This window comes from Hydrotalea sp. AMD, assembly GCF_004100315.1.
GTDB classification, from domain to species: domain Bacteria; phylum Bacteroidota; class Bacteroidia; order Chitinophagales; family Chitinophagaceae; genus Hydrotalea; species Hydrotalea flava.
Genome location: NZ_SCKY01000023.1, coordinates 37,512 through 60,177 on the forward strand (window position 1 = coordinate 37,512; position 22,666 = coordinate 60,177).

22 protein-coding genes are annotated in these 22,666 nt (G+C 37.6%); 5 read left to right on the forward strand and 17 right to left on the reverse strand.

All coding sequences use genetic code 11. The annotated features are described in order from the left end of the window. Positions 1 to 99: 99 nt before the first annotated feature. From carA to uvrA, 9 genes are all read right to left on the reverse strand, one after another. Positions 100 to 1,206 carry a glutamine-hydrolyzing carbamoyl-phosphate synthase small subunit gene (carA, locus tag EO766_RS14785; protein WP_074420741.1) on the reverse strand — a complete coding sequence of 369 codons (1,107 nt, stop codon included), beginning with the start codon at positions 1,204 to 1,206 and terminating at the stop codon, positions 100 to 102. Between the two features lie 143 nt (positions 1,207 to 1,349). Continuing rightward, positions 1,350 to 1,892, reverse strand: a complete 543-nt coding sequence (rplQ, locus tag EO766_RS14790; RefSeq protein WP_074418015.1) for a 50S ribosomal protein L17 — start codon at positions 1,890 to 1,892, stop codon at positions 1,350 to 1,352. An 87-nt stretch (positions 1,893 to 1,979) separates the two neighbouring features. Continuing rightward, positions 1,980 to 2,981: a DNA-directed RNA polymerase subunit alpha gene (locus EO766_RS14795; RefSeq protein ID WP_074418014.1), complete on the reverse strand. Its 1,002-nt coding sequence runs from the start codon at positions 2,979 to 2,981 to the stop codon at positions 1,980 to 1,982. Between the two features lie 86 nt (positions 2,982 to 3,067). Then, entirely contained in the window at positions 3,068 to 3,673 is a 606-nt protein-coding gene (rpsD, locus tag EO766_RS14800) for a 30S ribosomal protein S4 (protein WP_068245567.1), read from the reverse strand. A gap of 101 nt (positions 3,674 to 3,774) precedes the next feature. Further along, entirely contained in the window at positions 3,775 to 4,185 is a 411-nt protein-coding gene (gene rpsK / locus EO766_RS14805) for a 30S ribosomal protein S11 (protein ID WP_074418013.1), read from the reverse strand. Between the two features lie 143 nt (positions 4,186 to 4,328). Next, positions 4,329 to 4,709 carry a 30S ribosomal protein S13 gene (rpsM, locus tag EO766_RS14810; protein WP_068245576.1) on the reverse strand — a complete coding sequence of 127 codons (381 nt, stop codon included), beginning with the start codon at positions 4,707 to 4,709 and terminating at the stop codon, positions 4,329 to 4,331. A gap of 31 nt (positions 4,710 to 4,740) precedes the next feature. Continuing rightward, positions 4,741 to 4,857 (reverse strand): type B 50S ribosomal protein L36, encoded by a 117-nt coding sequence (gene ykgO, locus EO766_RS14815; RefSeq protein WP_026774906.1) that lies wholly within the window; start codon positions 4,855 to 4,857, stop codon positions 4,741 to 4,743. A gap of 51 nt (positions 4,858 to 4,908) precedes the next feature. After that, positions 4,909 to 5,127: a translation initiation factor IF-1 gene (gene infA, locus EO766_RS14820; protein ID WP_068245579.1), complete on the reverse strand. Its 219-nt coding sequence runs from the start codon at positions 5,125 to 5,127 to the stop codon at positions 4,909 to 4,911. A gap of 123 nt (positions 5,128 to 5,250) precedes the next feature. Next, on the reverse strand, positions 5,251 to 8,109 hold the full coding sequence (uvrA, locus tag EO766_RS14825; RefSeq protein WP_228733116.1) for an excinuclease ABC subunit UvrA: 2,859 nt from the start codon (positions 8,107 to 8,109) through the stop codon (positions 5,251 to 5,253). A gap of 314 nt (positions 8,110 to 8,423) precedes the next feature. Here uvrA and EO766_RS14830 point away from each other — a divergent pair, with 314 nt between their 5' ends. Further along, the gene (locus EO766_RS14830; RefSeq protein WP_074418023.1) at positions 8,424 to 9,002 is read left to right on the forward strand and encodes a sigma-70 family RNA polymerase sigma factor; all 579 of its coding nucleotides are present in this window, start codon (positions 8,424 to 8,426) and stop codon (positions 9,000 to 9,002) included. Between the two features lie 34 nt (positions 9,003 to 9,036). On the opposite strand, the gene EO766_RS14835 is transcribed toward EO766_RS14830, so the two are convergent. The 5 genes from EO766_RS14835 to EO766_RS14855 form a co-directional block, all read right to left on the reverse strand. After that, positions 9,037 to 11,004 (reverse strand): protein-disulfide reductase DsbD family protein, encoded by a 1,968-nt coding sequence (locus tag EO766_RS14835; protein WP_081301333.1) that lies wholly within the window; start codon positions 11,002 to 11,004, stop codon positions 9,037 to 9,039. A 143-nt stretch (positions 11,005 to 11,147) separates the two neighbouring features. Beyond that, complete coding sequence (locus EO766_RS14840; RefSeq protein WP_081300477.1) at positions 11,148 to 11,597, reverse strand: protein-disulfide reductase DsbD domain-containing protein; 450 nt, start codon at positions 11,595 to 11,597, stop codon at positions 11,148 to 11,150. 71 nt (positions 11,598 to 11,668) lie between these two features. After that, the gene (gene purQ / locus EO766_RS14845; protein WP_074418011.1) at positions 11,669 to 12,328 is read right to left on the reverse strand and encodes a phosphoribosylformylglycinamidine synthase subunit PurQ; all 660 of its coding nucleotides are present in this window, start codon (positions 12,326 to 12,328) and stop codon (positions 11,669 to 11,671) included. A 122-nt stretch (positions 12,329 to 12,450) separates the two neighbouring features. Beyond that, positions 12,451 to 13,434, reverse strand: a complete 984-nt coding sequence (locus EO766_RS14850; protein ID WP_074420349.1) for a hypothetical protein — start codon at positions 13,432 to 13,434, stop codon at positions 12,451 to 12,453. A 15-nt stretch (positions 13,435 to 13,449) separates the two neighbouring features. Next, positions 13,450 to 14,991 carry a hypothetical protein gene (locus EO766_RS14855; RefSeq protein ID WP_143439434.1) on the reverse strand — a complete coding sequence of 514 codons (1,542 nt, stop codon included), beginning with the start codon at positions 14,989 to 14,991 and terminating at the stop codon, positions 13,450 to 13,452. A 210-nt stretch (positions 14,992 to 15,201) separates the two neighbouring features. Here EO766_RS14855 and EO766_RS14860 point away from each other — a divergent pair, with 210 nt between their 5' ends. Continuing rightward, positions 15,202 to 17,172 carry a KUP/HAK/KT family potassium transporter gene (locus EO766_RS14860; RefSeq protein ID WP_074420351.1) on the forward strand — a complete coding sequence of 657 codons (1,971 nt, stop codon included), beginning with the start codon at positions 15,202 to 15,204 and terminating at the stop codon, positions 17,170 to 17,172. Between the two features lie 45 nt (positions 17,173 to 17,217). Here EO766_RS14860 and EO766_RS14865 read toward each other — a convergent pair whose 3' ends face one another. Together EO766_RS14865 and EO766_RS14870 are read right to left on the reverse strand one after the other, a co-directional pair. After that, positions 17,218 to 17,937, reverse strand: coding sequence for a TylF/MycF/NovP-related O-methyltransferase (locus tag EO766_RS14865; RefSeq protein WP_074420742.1), 720 nt, complete (start codon positions 17,935 to 17,937; stop codon positions 17,218 to 17,220). Between the two features lie 119 nt (positions 17,938 to 18,056). Continuing rightward, on the reverse strand, positions 18,057 to 18,992 hold the full coding sequence (locus EO766_RS14870; protein WP_074418489.1) for a hydrogen peroxide-inducible genes activator: 936 nt from the start codon (positions 18,990 to 18,992) through the stop codon (positions 18,057 to 18,059). A 231-nt stretch (positions 18,993 to 19,223) separates the two neighbouring features. On the opposite strand from EO766_RS14870, the gene EO766_RS14875 reads away from it, so the two are divergent. Genes EO766_RS14875 through EO766_RS14885 form a run of 3 tightly spaced genes read left to right on the forward strand, consistent with a single transcriptional unit; the run spans position 19,224 to position 21,914 of the window. Next, positions 19,224 to 19,685, forward strand: a complete 462-nt coding sequence (locus EO766_RS14875; protein ID WP_074420353.1) for a RidA family protein — start codon at positions 19,224 to 19,226, stop codon at positions 19,683 to 19,685. A 28-nt stretch (positions 19,686 to 19,713) separates the two neighbouring features. Next, positions 19,714 to 20,817 (forward strand): D-TA family PLP-dependent enzyme, encoded by a 1,104-nt coding sequence (locus EO766_RS14880; RefSeq protein WP_074420354.1) that lies wholly within the window; start codon positions 19,714 to 19,716, stop codon positions 20,815 to 20,817. 20 nt (positions 20,818 to 20,837) lie between these two features. Next, positions 20,838 to 21,914 (forward strand): dipeptidase, encoded by a 1,077-nt coding sequence (locus tag EO766_RS14885; RefSeq protein WP_074420355.1) that lies wholly within the window; start codon positions 20,838 to 20,840, stop codon positions 21,912 to 21,914. A gap of 70 nt (positions 21,915 to 21,984) precedes the next feature. On the opposite strand, the gene EO766_RS14890 is transcribed toward EO766_RS14885, so the two are convergent. After that, the gene (locus tag EO766_RS14890; RefSeq protein WP_074420356.1) at positions 21,985 to 22,665 is read right to left on the reverse strand and encodes an ABC transporter ATP-binding protein; all 681 of its coding nucleotides are present in this window, start codon (positions 22,663 to 22,665) and stop codon (positions 21,985 to 21,987) included. Between the last annotated feature and the right edge of the window lies 1 nt (position 22,666).

The window sequence follows — 22,666 nt, forward strand, 5'->3', positions numbered from 1 at the left end:
GAATAGCCCGCATGACCATTGTAATATTACTAAATAATACCCATGATTGTATCAGCAATGGGTACTAATCTAAATACTATTTTTTGAATGGCAAGCGTATTAGTTTTGATGCTGTTTGATTAACTGAATAAAATCATCGAACAAATACCTGGAATCATGGGGGCCGGGCGTAGATTCAGGATGATATTGCACACTAAATGCCGGCTTGTTTTTTAAGCGAATACCTTCAATACTTTCATCATTCAAATTAACATGCGTTACTTCCACATCGGCATGTGCTTTTACGGCAACAGGATCAATCCCGAAACCATGATTTTGTGTAGTAATTTCACATTGCCCCGTGATGATATTTTTTACCGGATGGTTTAAGCCTCTATGGCCATGGTGCATTTTAAAAGTAGCAATACCGTTGGCCAATGCCAATAACTGATGTCCTAAACATATTCCAAATACAGGTTTATTATCTGCTAAAATTTGTTGTACCGTTTTAACGGCATAAGGCATGGCAGCAGGATCGCCGGGTCCATTGGAAAGAAAGTAACCATCGGGATTCATGGCTTTTAGGGTTTCAATGGGTGTTTTGGCAGGGAATACTTTTAAATAAGCACCCCGTTGCACTAAACTAACCAAAATATGTTTTTTAACACCGTAATCCATTACGGCAATTTTATATGCGGCATCCCGTTGGCCCATTTCATAAACGGCATCAGTACTCACTGTACTGGCTAATTCTAAACCATCCATATCAGGACAGGCTGATAATATTTTTTTTAATGTATCTATATCAAATATTTCTGACGAAATAATGCAATTCATGGCGCCTTTGGTTCTAACATGTGCTACCAAAGCACGGGTATCTACCCCTTCAATGGCAACAATATTATTTTCCAACAAATAGGCTTGTAAAGAAGATTCTGCCATATAGCGGCTGTATTGTTCTTCCAGATTACGGCCAATTAAGCCTTTAATTTTTACACTATTACTTTCCGTATCGGTATTTTTTACACCATAATTACCAATATGTACATTATTCATAATTAACACCTGTCCGGCATAGCTGGGGTCGGTAAAAACTTCCTGATAGCCCGTCATTCCGGTATTAAAACATATTTCACCGGTAGTGGTACCTTTTTTTCCAAATGCAAAACCTTGTAAAAAGGTTCCATCGGCTAATAATAAAACGGCGGGGTGTTGTTCCTGATTCATAGTGTACGGAAATTGTTGTGCAAATAAAATGTTTTTAAAGCAGGTGTACATAAAAAGTTTTCCTCAATGCAAAAGGCCGCTGTACACATAAAAAAAGCAAGACCATTCAGTCTTGCTTGATTGATATTTTTAAAAGCTTTCACTTATTCTGCTGCTTTTGTTTCGGTTGAAGCAATATCAGTTGCCGATTCTGCCTGAACAGTTTCAGCAGCATTTGTTGCTATTTCTGTAGTTTCAGCAGATTTTTTAGGGCGACCACGTCTTGTTTTCTTTGCAGGTTCAGCTGCGGCATTGGCTGTTTTACCGTAAATTTCATTGAAATCTACCAATTCAATCATGGCAATCTCACCATTATCACCGGGTCGGATGCCCAATTTGATGATACGGGTATAACCACCGGGTCTAGAAGCAATTTTAGGAGCCACTACAGTAAACAATTCTTTTACCGCTGCCTTATTTTGCAGATAGCTGAAAACTACTCTGTGCTGATGGCTGATTTGCTCTTTGGTTTCACCCTTTTTAGTTTTGGTTAATAGGGGTTCAACATAAGTGCGCAAGGCTTTAGCTTTTGCTAAAGTAGTTACAATACGCTTGTGCATAATTAAAGCACTGGCTAAGTTGGATAAAAGTGCTTCTCTGTGTGCCTTTTTACGGCCAAGATTTTTGATTTTGTCTCCGTGACGCATGACTTTTAGTTTTAAAGCTTATACCGTGTCAGGAATTATAAGCTGTGAATAATAAGGTGTTTATATGCCACCTGATTGTTTTAATTATTAATTGTCTAAATTATCGAGCCCTAACTTTTGTAAATCCATACCAAAGTGTAAACCTCTTTCGTGCAATACCTGTTCAATTTCAGATAATGATTTCTGACCAAAGTTTCTAAACTTCATCAGGTCTTCCTGCTCGTATTGAACCAGTTCGCTCAACGAATTAATTTTTGCAGCTTTCAGGCAGTTGAAAGCACGCACAGAAAGATCTAAATCTTCCAGCGGTGTTTTCAATACTTTACGCAATTGCAAAATTTGCTCGTCAACTACATCTTCTTTTTTATCTTCTTTATTATCGAATGTGATGTTTTCATCCGTAATAATCATCAGGTGTTGAATCAGAATGCGTGAAGCTTGTTTTACGGCTTCTTCCGGATGAATGGTACCATCGGTGGCCACTTCTAAAATCAGTTTTTCGAAATCGGTTCTTTGTTCTACACGATAATTTTCAATAGAATATTTTACATTCTTGATGGGTGTATGAATAGAATCAATTGCGATGTAGCCAAATGGTGCATCCTTGGGTTTATTTTCTTCAGCGGGAACATAACCACGGCCTTTGGCAATGGTTAATTCAATATCTAATTTTGCGGTAGTATCCATGGTACAAATGACCAGTTCGGGATTCATTACCTGAAAACTGGAAGTAGCAGCACCAATCATACCTGCATTAAATTCGGTTACGCCTTTTACAGAAAGTGTAATTTTTTCGTTAGCAACTTCCTGATCAGTAGTACGTTTAATTCTAACTTGTTTTAAGTTCAGAATAATTTCAGTAACATCTTCAGTAATACCTTTAATGGTAGCAAATTCATGGTCTACACCATCAATTTTAATACCTACAATAGCAAAACCTTCTAAGCTACTTAATAATACACGACGTAAAGCGTTGCCAACAGTTAAACCATAACCTGGTTCAAGTGGGCGAAATTCAAATAAGCCTTCGAAATCGGTTGCTTTTTGTAAAACAATTTTATCGGGCTTTTGAAAGTTTAATATGGCCATATTAAAACTTGGTTTTTATTTTTCATCAACCCCAACATGAGGCTGAATAATTTGGTTTGCTTTAATTAACTGAAAAAGGGAACAAATTATTTAGAATACAATTCTACAATCAGTTGTTCTTTGATGTTTTCAGGTACTGCTTCCCTTTCAGGGTAGGTTATAAATGTACCTTTCTTTTCAGTTTCATTCCAATCTAACCAGTTGATTTTTGCATTTTTACCACGTACCTTACTGGTAATGGAAGAATTGTGCAGGCTCTTTGCTTTATAAGCAATAATATCGCCAGGTTTGCATGAATAAGAAGGAATGTTCATGGTTTCACCATTCACGGTAATGTGTTTGTGTGTAACCAATTGACGTGCTTCAGGACGGGATGCTGCTAATCCTAAACGAAATACAGTATTGTCTAAACGAGCTTCCAGCAATTTAATTAAGTTTTCACCTTTTACACCTTTCATACGAGAGGCTTCATCAAAGGTTTTACGGAACTGGCGTTCTAATAAACCGTAGGTATATTTTGCTTTCTGTTTTTCTTTCAACTGTAAAGCATATTCACCTAAAGTTTTACGCTTTTTTGAAGCGCCATGCTGCCCCGGAGGGTTGCTGTTTTTGTCTAAATATTTGGCATTCCCTAAAATAGGTTCTCCAAATTTTCTGCAGATTTTGGTCTTTGGACCTGTGTACCTTGCCATAGAGTAATTTAAAATTATGATTTTTTAGTGTCGAACAGCTATCATTAAAAATCTAAAATCAATACCTGTTCCTTTATAATGATTCAAAAATAAACGAAGAATTAAACCCTGCGTTTTTTGGGAGGGCGGCAACCATTATGCGGTAAAGGAGTAATATCTTTGATAGATGTTACTTCAATCCCATTTTGCGCAATGGAGCGAATAGCTCCTTCTCTGCCTGCACCGGGGCCTTTCACAAACACATCCACTCTTCTCAATCCGGCATCTGAAGCTACTTTTGCAGCATCGGCGGCAGCCATTTGAGCAGCGTAAGGTGTATTTTTTTTAGAACCACGGAAACCCATTTTACCGGCAGATGACCAGCTGATTACCTGACCTTGTTTGTTGGTAAATGAAATGATGATGTTGTTGAAGGTAGCGCTGATATGTACATCACCGGCAGCATCTACTTTTACAATTCTTTTTTTAGCAGCAGCTTTTGCGCTGTTTTGTGCTTTTGAAGTTTTTGCCATAATTGTTTTGAGGTAATCGGTTTAAAAAATTGATTTCGAACATCGAAACCCGGATACAACTCTCCTCCTGCCCGGCAGGGATCCAATGTTGTTCCAAATATAAAAAAATGAAATACCTCTTGTAGAAGGGATATTTCATCAATTTATTTCTTCACTGCTTTCTTCTTACCGGCAACAGTTTTACGCTTTCCTTTACGAGTGCGGCTGTTGGTTTTGGTACGTTGTCCGCGAACGGGCAGCCCTTTACGATGACGCAAGCCTCTGTAGCAGGCAATATCCAACAAACGTTTAATACTCATTTGAACTTCACTACGCAACTGGCCTTCTACCTTAAATTCGTTGGTAATGGTATTTCTGATGGCAGTCAGCTCATCATCATTCCATTCATTTACTTTTTTATTGTAGTCAATACCACATTTATCAAGTATATAACGTGCAGTAGAGGGGCCTATTCCATAAATATAGGTTAAGCCAATTTCGCCTCTTTTGTTCTTAGGTAAGTCAATACCGGCAATACGAGCCATATCTGAATTTTAGTTTTTATTCGTTTTCAAATTATCCCTGACGTTGTTTGTAACGAGGATTCTTTTTGTTAATTACGTACAACTTCCCTTTGCGTTTTACAATTTTGCAATCGGCGCTGCGTTTTTTAATTGAAGCTCTTACTTTCATATAAAGGTGTTTTGCTATTCGCTTTTTTAAATCTAACGCTCTTATTTATATCTATTTATATCTGAATATAATTCTTCCCCTGCTTAAATCGTATGGGCTCATTTCCACTCCTACTTTATCGCCCGGTAAAATCCGAATATAGTGCATCCGCATTTTTCCTGAAATAGTTGCCAAAATTTCGTGGCCATTTTCCAGTCTTACTCTAAACATTGCATTACTCAATGCTTCGAGAATGATTCCATCTTGTTTAATCAGCGGTTGTTTCGACATACAATTTTTGGGGCTGCAAAGATATACTTATACAACCGAAATATGAAAATTTTGATAAAAAAATTATTGATTTTCTATGTTTTTTGCAGGAATTACCCTTTCAAAAGGGCAAAACTAAGGGTTTTACAGAAATTTTCCGGTATAACTTTGGGCTACATGCTTCAATTCTTTTGGATGGCCGGCATATACCAGATACCCTCCTGCATCGCCTGCCTCCGGCCCCAAATCAATTACCCAGTCGGCCGAATGAATGATATCAGTATTATGTTCAATTACTATCAACGAATGCCCCTGCTGAATTAATGCCTGAAAAGATTGCAACAATTTTTTGATATCATGAAAATGTAAGCCCGTTGTGGGTTCATCAAATATAAATAAAATATGACCATACCCCTTTCCCTTCCCTAAAAAGCTGGCCAATTTTACACGTTGCGCTTCTCCGCCCGACAATGTACTGGATGACTGGCCTAATTTAATATAGCCTAACCCTACCTGTTGTAAAGGCAACAATGACTGGTAAATATTTTTTTCTTCTTTAAAAAATTCAACAGCTTCATCTACACTCATTTCTAGTACATCATAAACTGATTTTTCTTTATAATGCACTTCCAGCACTTCTTCCTTAAACTTTTTACCACCACAAACCTCACAAGGCAAATGAATATCGGCCAAAAATTGCATTTCTACCAATTGTTCGCCTTCTCCTTTGCAAGCATCACATCGCCCACCATCTACATTAAAAGAAAAATGTTTGGGCTGAAAACCACGTATTTTAGACAAAGGCTGCCGAGAAAACAAATCCCGAATTCCATCATAAGCTTTGATATAAGTGATGGGATTACTGCGGGATGACTTTCCGATTGGGTTTTGATCAATCATTTCAATATGATCGATGGCTGCAACATCACCGGTAATGGCTTTGTGTACACCTGTTTTTTCTGCAGGCTGCCCTTTTAGTTTTTGCAGTGCCGGATACAGAATTTGTTTTACTAAAGTGGTTTTTCCACTACCACTTACACCACTCACTACACAAAGCACCTCCAAAGGAAAATCGATGGTAATGTTTTTTAAATTGTTTTGTCTGGCACCTTCTACCCGTATAAATTTTTTGGGAATTCGTAATTTTTCAGGTGGATCTATCCGCAGTTCGCCTTTTAAATATTTTCCTGTTAAACTGTTTTTATTTTCAATAATCGCATGGTAATTACCCGCTGCAATAACTTCCCCCCCCAAATGAGCTGCAAATGGCCCCATATCAATAATATAATCTGCTTCCCGCATCATTAAAGCATCGTGCTCTACCACAACCACCGTATTGCCCAAATCACGCAGGTTTTTCAATACCTTTATTAATTTTTCGGTATCGCGGGAATGTAGGCCGATAGAGGGTTCATCTAAAATATACAATGAATTGGTTAAGTTACTACCCAGGCTTCTGGCCAATTGTATCCGCTGACTTTCACCACCACTCAGGGTATTGGCCAATCGGTTTAAACTTAAATAACCTAATCCAACATCCATCATGGTTTGCAGGCGTTGTACAATTTCCTGCAATACCCTTTTGGCTACCTGCTGCTGAAATGGACTGAGTTGTATTTCCTGAAACCATTGCTGCAAATCTTTTATTTGCATGGCACATAACTCGCCAATATGTTTGTCATTTACTTTCACATACAAGGCTTCTTTTCTTAACCGATAACCATAGCAATCGGGACAAGTAGTTCGGCCTCTGTAACGGCTTAACAACACCCTGTATTGAATTTTATATAAATTATCTTCCACTTCTTTAAAAAATGAATGAATACCCAGTGCTTTTCCGGTTCCATTCCAAAGCTGTTCATATTGTTCTGTTGTTAAATCGGCAATAGGTTTATGAATAGGGAAACCTTTGGCATTTTGAATAAACTGATCTTTCCACCAACTGAGTTTCTCACCTTTCCAGGCAGCTACAGCCCCTTCGTAAATACTGAGACTTTTATCGGGGATTACCAAATCTTCATCAATACCTAATACCTGACTAAAACCTTCGCAGGTGGGGCATGCTCCATAAGGATTATTGAAAGAAAACAGGTTGGGCACCGGTTCTTCAAACACAATACCATCTAATTCAAATTTATTACTGAAATGCAATAGTGTTACCTCATTTACTTCTACAAACATTTCTCCTTCCCCTTCATAAAATGCGGTAAGTATGGAATCCGATAAACGATGAATATCTTCTTCTTCAAATGATTTTACAATCATTCTATCTACCAGCACAAAAGCTGCTGCACTGTTTTTAAAAAGTGAATGCGCTAAGCCTGCATCTTCTTCCAGCAGATCTTCAATATTATACAATGCCGGCCCTTTTTGAGCATTAGATGTACCCGAAAAATAAATACGCGAAAAACCCTTTTGCAATAAAATATTCAGCTCTTCTATAACGGAGCGGGATACATGCTGTTTGAATTGAAATAACAAATAACATTTACTTCCGGTTTTTAATTGTTGAATGGCAGTTAATACATCTGCCACATCATCTTTTTTAACCGCTCTACCGCTAATGGGAGAAATGGTTAGCCCCACTCTTGCATACAGCAACCGCAAATAATCATAAATTTCTGTCATACTGCCCACAGTACTTCTGGGCGTACGGGTAATTACTTTTTGCTCAATGGCAATTGCAGGGCAAAGGCCTTTTATATAATCCACATCAGGTTTAACCATACGCGACATAAACTGCCGGGCATAAGCACTTAAACTTTCTGCATAACGACGCTGGCCTTCTGCAAATAAAGTATCAATTGTTAAAGACGATTTTCCACTCCCGCTTACACCTGTAACTACAATGAATTGGTTACGCGGAAATGCAACCGTTACATTTTTAAGATTATGCACCCGTGCACCTTTTACCAAAATAGCATCATTACTTTCAGTTATCTTGGGCAATAAGTTTATTTTCTTTTTTTCTTTGGAGACCATATCTACAACAAATAAACACATTTCCTGCGGTTATGTTGCAATCGGGTTTTTAAAATGTGAATATTGTTAAACACATATAAATAGTTGTCAACATTAACCCATATAATTTGCAGGGAGAAATATGTTATTTAATTTCAAGCTATTTACCGGCCTCCAGAGGTAAAGGCCTACAATATATGGATACAGAAATAATGCGGTAAACAGAAAAAAGATTGTCGCACTGAAAACTGTATTCATTAAAAAATTTTGTTACTATTTAAAAAATGATTCGGCATATTCACCCAAAACAATGAATGGTCATTTTCTAAATGAACAACCACAACAAACAAATACTTATGAAACCACTACAACAATTGCTTGACAACGATTTAATACTTTCCTTTCAGGAAGGAAATCAGGCTGCCTTAGAAACGTTGGTAAACAGGCATAAGGAAAAAATTTTTACCTCTATTTTATTTATGGTAAAAGATAAATACTTAGCTGAAGATTTATTTCAGGATGTATTTATTAAAATTATTGATACCCTACGAAGTAACAGGTACAATGAAGAAGGAAAGTTTATTCAATGGGCTTTGCGTATAGCGCATAACCTATGTGTAGATTATTTTAGAAAAGTGAAACGCGGCCCCATTATTAGCAGTGATGATAAAGATGTTTTTGATATGCTGAACCTTACCAATGAGAGTGCAGATACATCAATGATACAATCACAAACGCGCCAAAAACTACATGACATGTTGAGTCATTTGCCGGAAGAACAAAGAGAAGTGATTGTTTTAAGGCATTTTGCCGACATGAGTTTTAAAGAAATAGCCCAAATTACCAATACCAGTATCAATACTTCATTGGGCCGTATGCGTTATGGCTTAATTAATTTACGGAAAATGATGGTAGAATACCAAATTGTTTTATAAACGAAGTGATTAGATCATAAAACGAAAGCAGCTTCTATTTTTGTTCCGCATTGAACTTTTGTTTTACTGCGTCTAAATGCTGGATGAATTTGCTTACATCCGGATTATATCCATACTTCACCTCACTCAAGGGCTGGCCGTTTAAATCGAGAAACATGTAAAGCGGCTGTGCATTCAATCCAAACTTGGTCACTTCATAATTCAAATTCTTTTCTCCAACTGTTGTTAATTTATCGCCATTAGGCAACGTTATTTGTTCAGCAGCAGGGAGTTCGGTACTCTCATCCACATACAAACTCACCAGCACAAAATTGTTTTTAATCCTACGCAATACATCCGGATTTTTCCATACCTGTTCTTCCATTTTACGGCAATTGGGGCAGGAATGGCCGGTAAAATCAAGCATTATCGGTTTCTTTACAATTTTGGCAGCAGCCATGCCTTCTTCCAAATCAAAATAAGCGGTTAACCCAAATGGCACTTCTAACCTATCGGTATATTTTTTTGGAGGAAGTGGTTGTACACCATTATTTGTGGCAGAAGAAAAATGCCCATTCTTCAAGTCGTCAATTTTATAATTTAAATTTTCTAAATTAAAATCCTGAGTAGTTGCGGGAGGTATAAATCCACTAAGTGGTTGCAGCGGTGCACCCCACAAACCCGGTATCAGATATAAGGCAAATGAAAAAGTAATAATGGCAAAAAACAAACGGGGTACCGTTAAGTAAGGCAAATCACTATCGTGAGAAAATTTTAACTTACCCAGCAAATACATGCCCATTAAGCCAAATACCACAATCCATAATACCAGAAACACATCACGATTTAATAAATGCCAGTGATAAATTAAATCAACATTCGACAGAAACTTCAAAGCCAAAGCCAATTCTATAAAGCCAAAAGTAACTTTTACCGAATTTAACCAACCGCCACTTTTGGGTAAGGCAGAAAGCATGGAAGGGAAAAAAGCAAATAATGAGAATGGTAATGCAAGGCCTACCCCAAAACCCAGCATTCCAATTACGGGTGCAATGCTAACACCTTTTGCACTGGTTTGTCCCAATAATGTTCCAACAATGGGTCCAGTGCAAGAAAAAGAAACAATAACAAGTGTTAATGCCATGAAGAAAATGCCGGATAACCCGCCTTTTCCTGCTTTTTGGTCGGCTTTATTGGCCCAACTACTTGGCAGATTTAGTTCAAAAGCACCGAAAAAAGAAATGGCAAAAACAATAAATATGGCAAAAAATAAAATATTGGTAATTGCTGAAGTAGAAATGGTGTATAATACTGTATCACCAAAAATTAAAGTAAGCAATAAAGTGGGTATGGTATAAATGGCAATAATTGAAATGGAATACCACACCGCATTGCGAATCCCTTCCGTTCTGGTTTTACTTCGTTTTAAGAAGAAACTAACGGTAACAGGAATTAATGGAAAAACGCAGGGTGTAATGATGGCCAATAATCCGGCACCAAAAGTGAGCAAAAAAACAGACCATAAAGATTGACCAGCTACTGCTGTATTGCCGGTACTATTTGCTGTATTTAAAACAGATGGCAACTGTACCAAAAACTTTTCCTCATTGCTGGGGTAATTCTCTCCCTTTTTGCCCAGCCACACAAATGTTCCTTTAATAGTTGTGCTGTCTTTGGTTAAATGTAGCGGATATTCAAAAGTTACACTATCGGGATAAAGGGTCAATGTATTTCCGCCATTATCTTTTTCAGTAATGGCCCTGCCTGTTGCTTTTACCCTATGTAATTCAACTATTGTACTACTGTCGGCATGTAATTGCGCCGTAAATGGATTATCGGCAGCCGACTGTTCAGCAGCAAAAAAAGCAGTACTATCTGAACTTTTTAATTGTATTTTTAAAACACCCGAAGTATCTGTTAACCTTTCTGCCTGGTAAGAAAATTTTACCGGATGTTGTGGCTGTGCTTGAAGTAGTATGGCAAAACTAAACAGCAACAGTAAGAATGAAAACAAATACTTCATGAATGGTTGATTTAGGTGTAGCCTATAGACTAAAATTTATAATAATCCTTACAATTCGAGTACAGTAATTTGGCAAATGATGCCCTTATTCAACACTTTAATGTATAAATGTATGTTTTCTAAAAAGTAAATGATTTTTAAAATTATAATTTAATATCAAATGATTTTTTAGTAGGAGGCAAACATTGCTGATCATCACAAACCATATATTCAACAGTGCCGGAAATATTGGTTTTAACATTGCCTCTCAATTTCACCATTTGTTTAAAAAATACCTGGCCGGAATAATACAGCACTTCGGTTTTAAAATTATTATCATATACTTTTTGCAATTTGCCTACTTCTATTGTTTTACCTCCAACAGTAACCAATGGATTTTTTTTAAATGTAATACTGGTAGGCACCGGCCCCCCTGCTCCTGTATTTTGCGAATAGATGTGCCAAGGTTTTTCAACTGTAGCAGTAATTACAATTTCATAAGTATCTGCACTTTTTTTAACTGCTTCATATTTCCATCTCACCGGATCTTTAATTTGTGCCTGTGATGCAGAAAAAAACATTCCCAATATTAAAATACCCAATAATTTTTTCATATTGATTTTATTTTTGATTATTTATTACAATTTACAAGATGTAAAAGTTCTGTTAACCGTTGCCCCCCATTTTAAGAAGCCAACCCTAATAATGCAAATATTTTTTTGCCATCGGTATTGCCCAATAATGGTGAACTGGCCCGTTCCGGATGTGGCATCATACCATATACGTTTCCATTGGAATTTCGGATGCCGGCAATATTATACAGCGCACCATTCGGATTGGCATTGGCCACAATATTTCCTTCCGCATCGCAATAACGAAACAAAATTTGATTGTTCGTTTGAAGATTTTCTATCACTTCTTCTGATGCATAATACCTTCCATCGCCATGTGCAATCGGAATGGTAAAAACTTCTGCACCATTGGTAATAGTAACATTTTTGCATATATATTGCTGATGAATATTTTGCAATAATACCCCTGGCAAAAGGCCACTTTCACATAAAATTTGGAACCCATTACATACGCCCAATACTTTTCCTCCTTTATTGGCAAATTGTATCACACTTTCCATCATCGGACTAAAACGGGCAATGGCACCGCAACGCAGGTAATCACCATATGAAAAACCTCCAGGTAAAACAATACAATCATCGGTAGTAAACATACTCAGGTCTTTATCTTTGTGCCAGAGCATCACCACTTCCTTATTCAAATCTTGTTGCAATGCATCTTGCATGTCTCTATCGCAATTAGACCCGGGAAAAACAACAACGCCAAATTTCATACAATGGTTTTAATGAATTTCAATAGAAAAGCTTATTTAGGTTCAATGCAAAAAATTATTAAGCACCCTATCCATTACTTTTCAGTCAGTGCAAATTTACAATTGCCTGCGCTAAGATGCCGCTAAATTTTAGCTAATAACCAATTATTATGAAAAATCAGCAGTAAAGTCAGCCAAAAAAAAATGTTTGGCAACAATGTTTTTTTGGAATATAAAAAATAATTGGCAAAAAATGCAGATAAAGGTATTATCCATACAAAAGCAGCCGTTCGACCTGCATAGGCAAAAATAAATGGTCCAAAAAGGCTAACCAATAGCAATACCAACACAATCAGCCAGTTTTTTCGGATTTGAATCACCATTCTGTTTACATGCAGTTGCCAGAAATAAAAAGAAAGAATGAATAACAGCAACACATAACCAATGGTAATACTTAACCAGTGTGCAGGCAATGCCAATGGCCAGGCTAATTGAAAATGGGGTAAAATGCCATAGATATTATTGGTTTGATTGGTAATAAACAGAAAAGCAGCCACCACATAATAGGGGAATATGGCTCCAATTAACAGAACCAACCATTCAGCTGCCCGAAAAGGCCTTACAACTGCCAACGCAAAAAATATCACCAATAATAAAGTAATGGTGGGATGATAAGATAAGATGGTGCAACCCGAAATAAGCCCGATATTAAACAATAGGGTTTTAGGCGCAGGGTTATTGTATAATCGTATTAATTTAATGAATACCCAAACAATCAGCGTATTGGCCAGTAATGCCGCATTAATTTGGCTCCAACCGGGTAAAAAACCCGAAAGCAGTATATAGACCATGCCGCTGGTATAACCCGGCTGCTGAAACATGTGTGCATTGTTCAAAGCAAAGTTGAAGCGAATGGCCTGCACTAATACCAATGCAGCATAAATCAGGAACAGCAAATACCCGGGTAAAGGTTGTATGTATTGCTGAATAAATACTTCAAAAAAACCGCTATGGGTGGGTGTGGTAATGATGGGAGCCTGTACAAAAAAATGTGAATGCACTACTAAAAACAGCAGCGCCAAAAAAATGATGCCACTATATGATTTGTTCCTGAATAAATTTACCACGCTGCCATTTTTATATTACAAAACAACTTTGGCAAAAGTAATATAACCGCGGTATTGACAAGGAATTATCATTTGCCTCAACCCGATTTGTTTACCCTGCCTTGGCATAAACTGGTAACCTCTGTCTAAATTTTTGAATAACGGGTTTCTTATAATTTGCCCATCGGGTGTAATACTTTGGTCGGTTAGCAGCGATTGGCGCCTTTCAACAGTATTAAATAAAAAGTGTAATTGATCGCCGGAGTTTAATAATCCATATCCTATAAAAGCATCAGAGTTATCATCGTATTGTGATTTGTGAATTACATTACTCCATTCTAAAGAATCACCAGGGTTGAAAGAAAGAATCATGATATTATCGGCGTAAAATCGGTTCACACTGTTCATTGGGCCACCAAAAGACCAGGGATAAAAATAAGAACCCATCATACCTATACCGTAGCCATAACCATAACCATAATAATAATCATAAGGATTAAAGAAAGGTGATCCATACATATAATCCCAACGGTTGTAGGCATTACCTCTTGAGGTGGAATAAGCTGATTCTGCAGTAAGCAGGTATCCGCCATCTTTTCGCATAATAATGTTATGAATATAGTAGTTATTGAAGGCATTGCGCATACTGCTTTCACCCCTTGCATCATTTCTTAAATCATCATTAAATGTGAGAATCCCTGCATGCAATGGGGCTAGTTTGGTTTCATCCCAAATATAATTGTACAACCCTTCAACACTTCCCCTTCTTTGTTTGGCAAAAAAACCGGTAATCAAACAATGCTGATTTTCATTATCGAATTTTATATGTAAATCATCTAAAAACAAACCTTTTACGTTTAATGGAGTGGCCACTACGGTATTCTCCATAGCAGGCTTAAAGTAAAAATCCATTCCAATAATATTGTCATTTTGCGAGGTTCCCCAGGCACGCAAAAAAGCCAGATTACCCTGATTATCTACTTCAAATGCAGTGAGGTAATCATTTTTTTCGGGCATAGCAATATTTATTGTACTTCTGTGCAGTAAACTTAAATCAGCATTGAACAACAGTGTGGTAACTATATACTGTTTATCGCTTTTGGTGTTAATTTTAAAAAAGATAATGCGTTGTTTATTCTCACTATAGGCAGATGAATAAATTTTATTACTGGCATTGAATGCCAATACGGTAGTGTCTAATTCCAGGGGATTGCCAATTTGTTTACCCATTGCATCTATTTTTTGTGCCATGCAATACACAATGTTTTTCTTTTGATATTGGTAAAACATGTAACAGTAATCAGGATAAGCAATAAAATCGGCATTGAATAATTTATCTGGCAGACCTTCAATTTTATTTTTGGTAACCAGCTTCATATCATCGCCATATACGCTAATGGTGTGAATATTTCTATAATTTTTGTATATGAGAAAATTACCCTTCAGTTTTCCCAAAATTTCATAGTTCATATTTCGTACATCTTCTCTGTCGGGTGCAGAATAAGTAATATCCTGTGCCATCACATACAGGGAAAATACAAGCAACAGGCATAAAAAAGCCATTTTTTTCGTATACATATATTATTTTTTTATATTAATCACTTCATTCAGTAACCATTGCAGGGCATTACAAATATTCCCTTCAAATTTATACGAACATTGCAAACAAAATTAAGTGAACCTTGCAAAGAAATCATTAAAAAAGATTTGCGTTTCCTGCTACAGATGCCGGCCGTCTAAATTTTTTTACTATACATTTGTTAATATTTTTTTACGCAATTGTTTACTGTGAACAAAACCATTAGTAAAGTTACACCGGCCAGTTTGTTAATTGCTTTGGGGATTATTTACGGAGATATTGGAACCTCACCACTTTATGTGTTGAATTCTGTTATCAGAGACCGGCCTGTCAATGATCTTTTAATTATTGGAAGTTTATCCTGCATTATCTGGACACTCACGCTTCAAACCACCATTAAATATGTTATTTTAACCTTACAGGCCGATAACAAGGGCGAGGGTGGCATTTTCAGCCTATATGCATTGGTACGCAGAAGAAAAAAATGGCTGGTTTATCCTGCCATGCTTGGTGGTGCCGCTTTATTGGCCGATGGCATTATTACTCCTCCTATCTCAATTACCTCTGCCATTGAGGGCTTACGGCAATTACCGGGTTTAAACATTGTAGAAGGCGATCCCATTATTGTATACATTGTTATTGGTATTTTAACGCTTTTATTTTTTGTGCAGCAATTCGGCACCAATTTTATAGGCCGCTTTTTTGGCCCTATCATGTTTATCTGGTTTAGTATGCTTGCCGTTTTAGGTGCCACGCATTTGTTAGATGATATTTCCATTTTCAGAGCTTTTAGCCCACATTATGCCATTGAGCTGCTAACGCAATATCCCAAAGGTTTTTGGATACTGGGTGCTATTTTTCTCTGTACCACAGGGGCTGAAGCATTGTACAGTGATCTTGGACATTGCGGCAAACAGAACATTCATATTTCCTGGATTTTTGTAAAATCCTGCCTCATCGTAAATTATTTGGGGCAGGGTGCCTGGTTATTGGCACAACACAACCATGGCATTATTACATCTGAAATGATTGATGGCGGATTTAATCCATTTTATGGTGTAATGCCGCAATGGTTTAAGTTGGTTGGAATTATCATTGCCACAGTTGCCGCTATTATTGCCAGCCAAGCTTTAATTTCAGGCTCTTTTACCTTAATTAGTGAGGCACTGCGTTTGAACTTATGGCCTAAAATGAAAATCAATTATCCCTCAGAAGAAAAAGGGCAATTGTATATTCCCGGCGTTAACCTGCTTTTATTTATTGGTTGTACGGGCATTGTGCTTATTTTTCAAAAATCATCTAATATGGAGGCGGCCTATGGGTTGGCTATTACCATGTGCATGATCAGTACTTCCATTTTATTTGCCAATTATTTGGTAAGCCACAGGGTTTTCCCGCTTTGGATATATTTATACCTGGCAGTGTACCTTACCATTGAAGTTTCTTTTCTAATTGCCAACTTAGAAAAATTCCCGCATGGTGGTTATGTTACTTTACTAGTAGGTGGTGGCTTATTCTCAGTAATGTATATTTGGTTTAGAAGCCGTAAAATTAAAAACCGCTATGTTGAATTTGTACGACTGCAACATTATATACCGCTATTGAAAGAATTAAGCCAGGATGACTCTATTCCTAAATATGCATCACATCTGGTATATATGACCAGCGCCAATAATCCCAAAGAAATAGAACATAAAATTATCTATTCCATCCTCAACAAAAAACCAAAAAGGGCCGATACTTACTGGTTAATACATGTGGATGTTTTGGATGATCCGTATACTTCTGAATACAGTGTAGATCACATTATGGCGGATGATATTATCAGGGTTGAATTTCGCCTCGGCTTCAGGGTAGAACAACGTATACACGTAATGTTTAAAAAAGTGGTACAGGATCTGGTTGCCAATAAAGAAGTAAATATTACCAGCCGATATGCCAGTTTAGAGAAGAATAATATTGCTGGTGATTTTCAGTTTATTGTATTGGAAAAATACCTGAGTTCAGATAATGAATTACCCTTTATGGAACGCATTATTATGAAACTATATTTTTGGCTGAAAGAAATTTCCCTGAGCGAAGAACGTGGATTTGGTTTAGATCCCGGCTTTGTTACAGTTGAAAAATTTCCGCTGATCGTTGCACCATATACCAGCCTGAATTTAAAAAGAGTACAATAAAATTAAGCAGTTTTTTACTAAACTAAATGGATGCTTATTCTTGTTTTATTGCACTTTAAATGCCACAAAATAATAATTATTGGCAGCAGCAATTAATTGCAGGTTGCAGTAATAAGATTGAATAAAATCCTGATAGGCTTTAAATTCATGGGTAGGTACTACAAATTCATCAAAGAAAATAATATCTCCTTTTTTTAAATAAGGCGCCAGCGAAGTGAGCGCATATAAGGTGGCCGAAAACAAATCAGCATCCATCATCAACACATTTCTTCGGGTATTATCTAACTGCTGCACAAACCCAGGTATGGTTTGTTGAAATAATCCTTTTAGAAACAGACCTCTTGTATCCCCACTAATATCTGGCAATACCTGGTTACTGCTAAAAGCTCCTTTTTTAAATGGGCCCCAGTCTTCAGGTAATCCATCAAATGTATCAAAACCATAAAATGTACTTTGTGGATGCTTATTTTTCTGCAACCACCAGTTGAAGGATTCGCCCCAAGCCACACCAAATTCCAGATAATTGATGGCTTCCTGTTCAAGCCTTTCCTGCTCAATTACCCATTCATACATTTTTTTCCTGCGCTGATAATCCCACTTGCAGGGAAAATCATTATAAGCTACTTTTCTGTTCTGGTAGGCCCATTTTGAAAACAAGGTGAGATAGTACATATTGGCAAAAAAACTACCCATCCAACCAAAAATTCGGTGCAATTGCAACCAGATAAATAATAGTTTGGTATATCGTATAAAAAATAATTTCATGAGTGTTTTAATTTTATGGGTATTGCATTCATAATAAAACGTCAAGATTTATATACAAACGCAAGGCATGTTGCTGTTAAAATACGGTGCAATAATATGTTAAGTTAATGGCAGTTTACTTAAATGGGTACGACTTTCGTTTTTTTATTTTGCTTTATTTTATCGGGAATAGCCATTTCTATTTGTTGCTTCAAAACTTCTACCAAACGGCGCTTTACATAATTGCGGTGGGTAACCATACTTACTTCGCGAACAGGTGCAGGACTTTTAAAATAACGGAGACAAGCTTGTTGTTTGCTGCTCATATCTAAAGTAGCCAGTTCAGGCAAAATGGTTACCCCATCGTATAAATCAACCATCCGGCGCAGGGTTTCTAAGCTACCCGCTTCATATTCAAAATGGCCACCTTCTGCAGCAGGCTTTCTCAGTTCACACAAATTTAATATTTGAGAACGGAAGCAATGGCCCTCTTCCAAAAGCCAAAGTTTGCCGGGATCAATATCTTTAGGTAACACATACGTTTTTTTAAAAACTTCATTGTTTTTAGAAACATAAGCTAACATTTCTTCATAAAACAGCGGTTCTTCTTTTATCCCTTTCTCATGCAAAGGAGTAACTAAAATACCCACATCAATATTACCTTCTTTCAGTTTTTGAATAATTTGGTCGGTGGTATATTCACTTACCTGCAATTTTACTGCAGCAAATTTTTTGGTAAACGCATGAATGAATAAGGGCAATAAATAAGGCGCCAGTGTGGGTATAATACCAATTTTCAATTCCCCATGAATAATGCCTTTTTTGGCATCCACCATTTCCAGCAACACATCCCGATCTGCAAGAATTTTGCGGGCCTGCTGAATAATATCCATACCATATTCCGTAGGTAATACTGGTTGCTTACTCCTGTCAAAAATTTTTACGCCCAGTTCTTCCTCTAATTTCTGTATCTGCATACTGAGTGTAGGTTGCGTTACAAAACAGGCTGCTGCTGCTGTTGAAAAGTGTCGGTGTGTATCTAAAGCCACAATATATTCTAACTGAACCAATGTCATTTTTCAATCAATTTTGTTGATGAAAATATACAATTAATTGTTTCATCCTATTAAAAAAGACAGACTTTTATACATTCGAATACTTATAGCCCATTAAAATCCCGTTCACACCGGTATTTCTGCTGCCCAATACCGAATGAACAATACAGACTACAAGTCTGATTTTCATTGCTGTATATTTTCAATCCACAATCATCCCAATCTGTTTAACTTTATTGCAAAAACAATACAATGACTCCGGAAGAAAATTTACAAAGATTGAACCTTGTTTTACCTCCGCCACCCGATCCTATTGGTGTATACAAGCCCTTCTTAATTGACAACAATTATGTATATGTATCAGGCCATGGCCCTTTAATTAGCAAAGGCAAATTTATGATTGGAAGAATTGGTGAAGCCATTTCGGCGGATGAAGGAAAAGCTGCTGCCCGACAGGTTGGGCTGGCCATTCTGGCAACATTGCGTGCCAATTTGGGAACACTCAACAAAATTGAAAGAGTGATTAAAGTATTGGGAATGGTGAATGCCACCACCGATTTTCACCAACACCCTTTCATTATTAACGGGTGCAGTGAATTGTTTGCTGAAATATGGGGTAACGATGCAGGCATTGGCGTAAGAAGTGCAGTAGGCATGGCAACGCTTCCGGATAATATACCTGTTGAAATTGAAGCGATGTTTAAACTGGCATAAGTTGCTTTCACAATAAAATTATTTTAGAATGGAATGGTATAGTATTCAAAATATTGATATGGTTGATTCGCCGGCTTTATTGGTGTATAAAGAAAAAATGCTGGCGAATATTCAGTCAGCATTAACAAGGATGCACCACCAAACTGAACGAATCAGACCGCATGTAAAAACCAATAAAACACCCGAAGTATGTAAAGCGATGATGGAGGCCGGCATCACTCAATTTAAATGTGCTACCATTGCTGAAGCCGAAATGCTGGCACAATTAAATGCACCGGATATTTTGCTGGCATACCAACCCGTTGGCCCTAAAATACAGAGATGGGTGGCATTGCAACAACAACACTCCCAATGTATTTTTGCCTGCTTAACCGACAATATTGTTACCGCAAAGGAAATTGCAGCAGCACATGCAAAAGCCAATATTTCTGCCCAATTATATATTGATGTAAACAATGGCATGAACAGAACTGGTGCACCCGTTGCTACAGTTCCGGAATTATTGCTGCAATTATTGCAAGTGAATAACCTAACGGTAATGGGTTTACATGTGTATGATGGCCATATCAGAAAACAAAGTTTTGAAGAAAGAAAGCAGGAAAGTGATGCAGCGTTTGCGCCTGTTGCAGCCATGCAGCGGGCATTGCAGGAACAATATCAAATACCATTACCCATTGTTGCAGGCGGGTCTACAACTTTTGCGGCACATGCACAAAGGAAGAATGTGGTATGCAGTCCGGGTACCTTTATATTTTGGGATGCCGGTTACCAACAACTGATGCCTGAAGAGCCTTTTCAATGGGCTGCCGTTTTAATAACAAGAGTCATCTCCATCATTGATGCACAAACCATTACCACCGATTTGGGTCATAAATCAGTAGCTGCTGAAAACCCTTTTCCAAGAGTGGTTTTTTTAAATGCCCCCGCTGCCAGGCCTGTTGCACAAAGTGAAGAACATTTGGTTTTAAAAGTGGCAGATGCAACTGCCTACACACCCGGACAGGTACTGTATGCCATACCCATACATATATGCCCTACCGTTGCTTTATACAATAGCTTGCAGGTAGTAGAAAATAGTGCAGTAACCACTTCGTGGAAAGTAATAGCAAGAGACAGATCCATTACCATTTAATATACTTTATAACAATTGCCATGTTTTTAATAGATGCCCATCTCGATTTAAGTATGAATGCCATGGAATGGAATCGCGATCTGCGTATGCCAGTGCATCATATTCGAGCAACTGAAACAGGATTAACCGATAAACCCGACCGTGGTAAAGGTACTGTTTCATTACCGGCATTAAGGTCAGGTAATATTGGTTTGGTAGTGGCTACTTTAATTGGCCGGGTTCAATTACCGGGCCAACCATTACCCGGATGGGCTTCTGCCGAACAGGCATGGGCACAAATACAAGGCCAGTTAGCCTGGTATCAAGCAATGGAAGCCGCCGGTGAATTAACCATTATTCGTAATCAACAACAACTTCAGGAACACCTAACTGTATGGGCAACTGATACAATCCCTAACCAACAGAAAGTCATTGGCGTTATCATCAGTTTAGAAGGTGCCGACGCATTAATTACTCCTGAACATGCGCTCCTGTTGCAACAACAGGGATTGATATCTATTGGGCCCGCCCATTATGGCCCGGGCAGATATGCCAATGGAACAGATGCCACCGGGCATCTCACGGAAAACGGTAAAGCTCTGCTGCAAATAATGCAGGATCATCACATTGTTTTAGATATTACACATTTGTGTGATGATGCTTTAAGTGATGCACTGACTTTATACAACGGAACATTGTGGGCATCGCATCACAACTGTCGTGTATTGGTGCCACATAACCGACAGATGAGTGATGCGGTGATACATGAAATGATAACCCGCAACTCCGTAATTGGCATGGCTTTCGATGCCTGGATGATGGTATCCGGCTGGCAACGCGGTATTAGCACATCACAACAAATGCATTGTAATATAGCAGCCATTATTCCACACATTGATCATATCTGCCAAATAGCAGGCAATAGCTTACATGTAGGCATTGGCAGCGATTTAGATGGTGCCTTCGGTACAGAACAATCGCCTTATGATCTGGATACCATTGCTGATTTGCAGCAATTAAGTTATTTGTTAGAACAGAAAGGGTACACCGTTAGTGATATCGAAAATATATTCCACAAAAACTGGTTAAGGATGTTTCAATTAGCATTGCCGAAATAGTTTCAATTATTGTCAACATTGGGAATAGCGATACAACTATTCTATGCATGAACAAGTACCTATCACCCAACTACCCATCCACAATTCTACCATCTTCCATACAGATAATACGATTGGTTTTAGCGGCAAAATCAGGGTCGTGGGTAACAATCAGCATAGTTTGATGCAATTCATGCGACAATTGTTTAAATATATCGAACACTAATTCACTGTTTTTTTTATCTAAATTACCTGTAGGTTCATCGCCCATAATAATATCCGGATCATTGATCAATGCACGGGCAATGGCTACCCGTTGTTTTTCGCCGCCCGATAAACGGGCAGCATTCTTCAAAGCCAGTCCTGCAATACCCAATGTTTGCAATTTTTCATAGGCCCTTGCCTCTACCTCTTTTTCAGTATATTTCCGCAATTTTAAACCGGGCAACATCACATTCTTCAACACGGTAAATTCATTCAGCAAATAATGAAACTGAAAAACAAAACCAATTTTTTCATTTCGCACTTTGGCTAAATAAGCTTCTTTTTTTTGTTGCATGGAAATGCCATCTATTAACACATCGCCCTCATAATTGGTATCCATGGTAGAGAGTACATACAACAAAGAAGATTTGCCACAACCTGATTTTCCAACAATTGAAACAAAATCGCCACGATTAATGGCAAAGTTTACGCCATTCAACACCTTCACCTTTACGGGATCGTAAAAGTACTTCACAATATTCACAGCTTCCAGAATGGTGTTTTGCATG

Bases quoted from the DNA above. Each gene is read 5' to 3' on its own strand.
- carA (WP_074420741.1), bottom strand. From the start codon at position 1,206: ATGAATCAGGAACAACACCCCGCCGTTTTATTATTAGCCGATGGAACC.
- rplQ (WP_074418015.1), bottom strand. From the start codon at position 1,892: ATGCGTCACGGAGACAAAATCAAAAATCTTGGCCGTAAAAAGGCACAC.
- EO766_RS14795 (WP_074418014.1), bottom strand. From the start codon at position 2,981: ATGGCCATATTAAACTTTCAAAAGCCCGATAAAATTGTTTTACAAAAA.
- rpsD (WP_068245567.1), bottom strand. From the start codon at position 3,673: ATGGCAAGGTACACAGGTCCAAAGACCAAAATCTGCAGAAAATTTGGA.
- rpsK (WP_074418013.1), bottom strand. From the start codon at position 4,185: ATGGCAAAAACTTCAAAAGCACAAAACAGCGCAAAAGCTGCTGCTAAA.
- rpsM (WP_068245576.1), bottom strand. From the start codon at position 4,709: ATGGCTCGTATTGCCGGTATTGACTTACCTAAGAACAAAAGAGGCGAA.
- ykgO (WP_026774906.1), bottom strand. From the start codon at position 4,857: ATGAAAGTAAGAGCTTCAATTAAAAAACGCAGCGCCGATTGCAAAATT.
- infA (WP_068245579.1), bottom strand. From the start codon at position 5,127: ATGTCGAAACAACCGCTGATTAAACAAGATGGAATCATTCTCGAAGCA.
- uvrA (WP_228733116.1), bottom strand. From the start codon at position 8,109: ATGTGTTTATTTGTTGTAGATATGGTCTCCAAAGAAAAAAAGAAAATA.
- EO766_RS14830 (WP_074418023.1), top strand. From the start codon at position 8,424: ATGAAACCACTACAACAATTGCTTGACAACGATTTAATACTTTCCTTT.
- EO766_RS14835 (WP_081301333.1), bottom strand. From the start codon at position 11,004: ATGAAGTATTTGTTTTCATTCTTACTGTTGCTGTTTAGTTTTGCCATA.
- EO766_RS14840 (WP_081300477.1), bottom strand. From the start codon at position 11,597: ATGAAAAAATTATTGGGTATTTTAATATTGGGAATGTTTTTTTCTGCA.
- purQ (WP_074418011.1), bottom strand. From the start codon at position 12,328: ATGAAATTTGGCGTTGTTGTTTTTCCCGGGTCTAATTGCGATAGAGAC.
- EO766_RS14855 (WP_143439434.1), bottom strand. From the start codon at position 14,991: ATGTATACGAAAAAAATGGCTTTTTTATGCCTGTTGCTTGTATTTTCC.
- EO766_RS14865 (WP_074420742.1), bottom strand. From the start codon at position 17,937: ATGAAATTATTTTTTATACGATATACCAAACTATTATTTATCTGGTTG.
- EO766_RS14870 (WP_074418489.1), bottom strand. From the start codon at position 18,992: ATGACATTGGTTCAGTTAGAATATATTGTGGCTTTAGATACACACCGA.
- EO766_RS14875 (WP_074420353.1), top strand. From the start codon at position 19,224: ATGACTCCGGAAGAAAATTTACAAAGATTGAACCTTGTTTTACCTCCG.
- EO766_RS14880 (WP_074420354.1), top strand. From the start codon at position 19,714: ATGGAATGGTATAGTATTCAAAATATTGATATGGTTGATTCGCCGGCT.
- EO766_RS14885 (WP_074420355.1), top strand. From the start codon at position 20,838: ATGTTTTTAATAGATGCCCATCTCGATTTAAGTATGAATGCCATGGAA.
- EO766_RS14890 (WP_074420356.1), bottom strand. From the start codon at position 22,665: ATGCAAAACACCATTCTGGAAGCTGTGAATATTGTGAAGTACTTTTAC.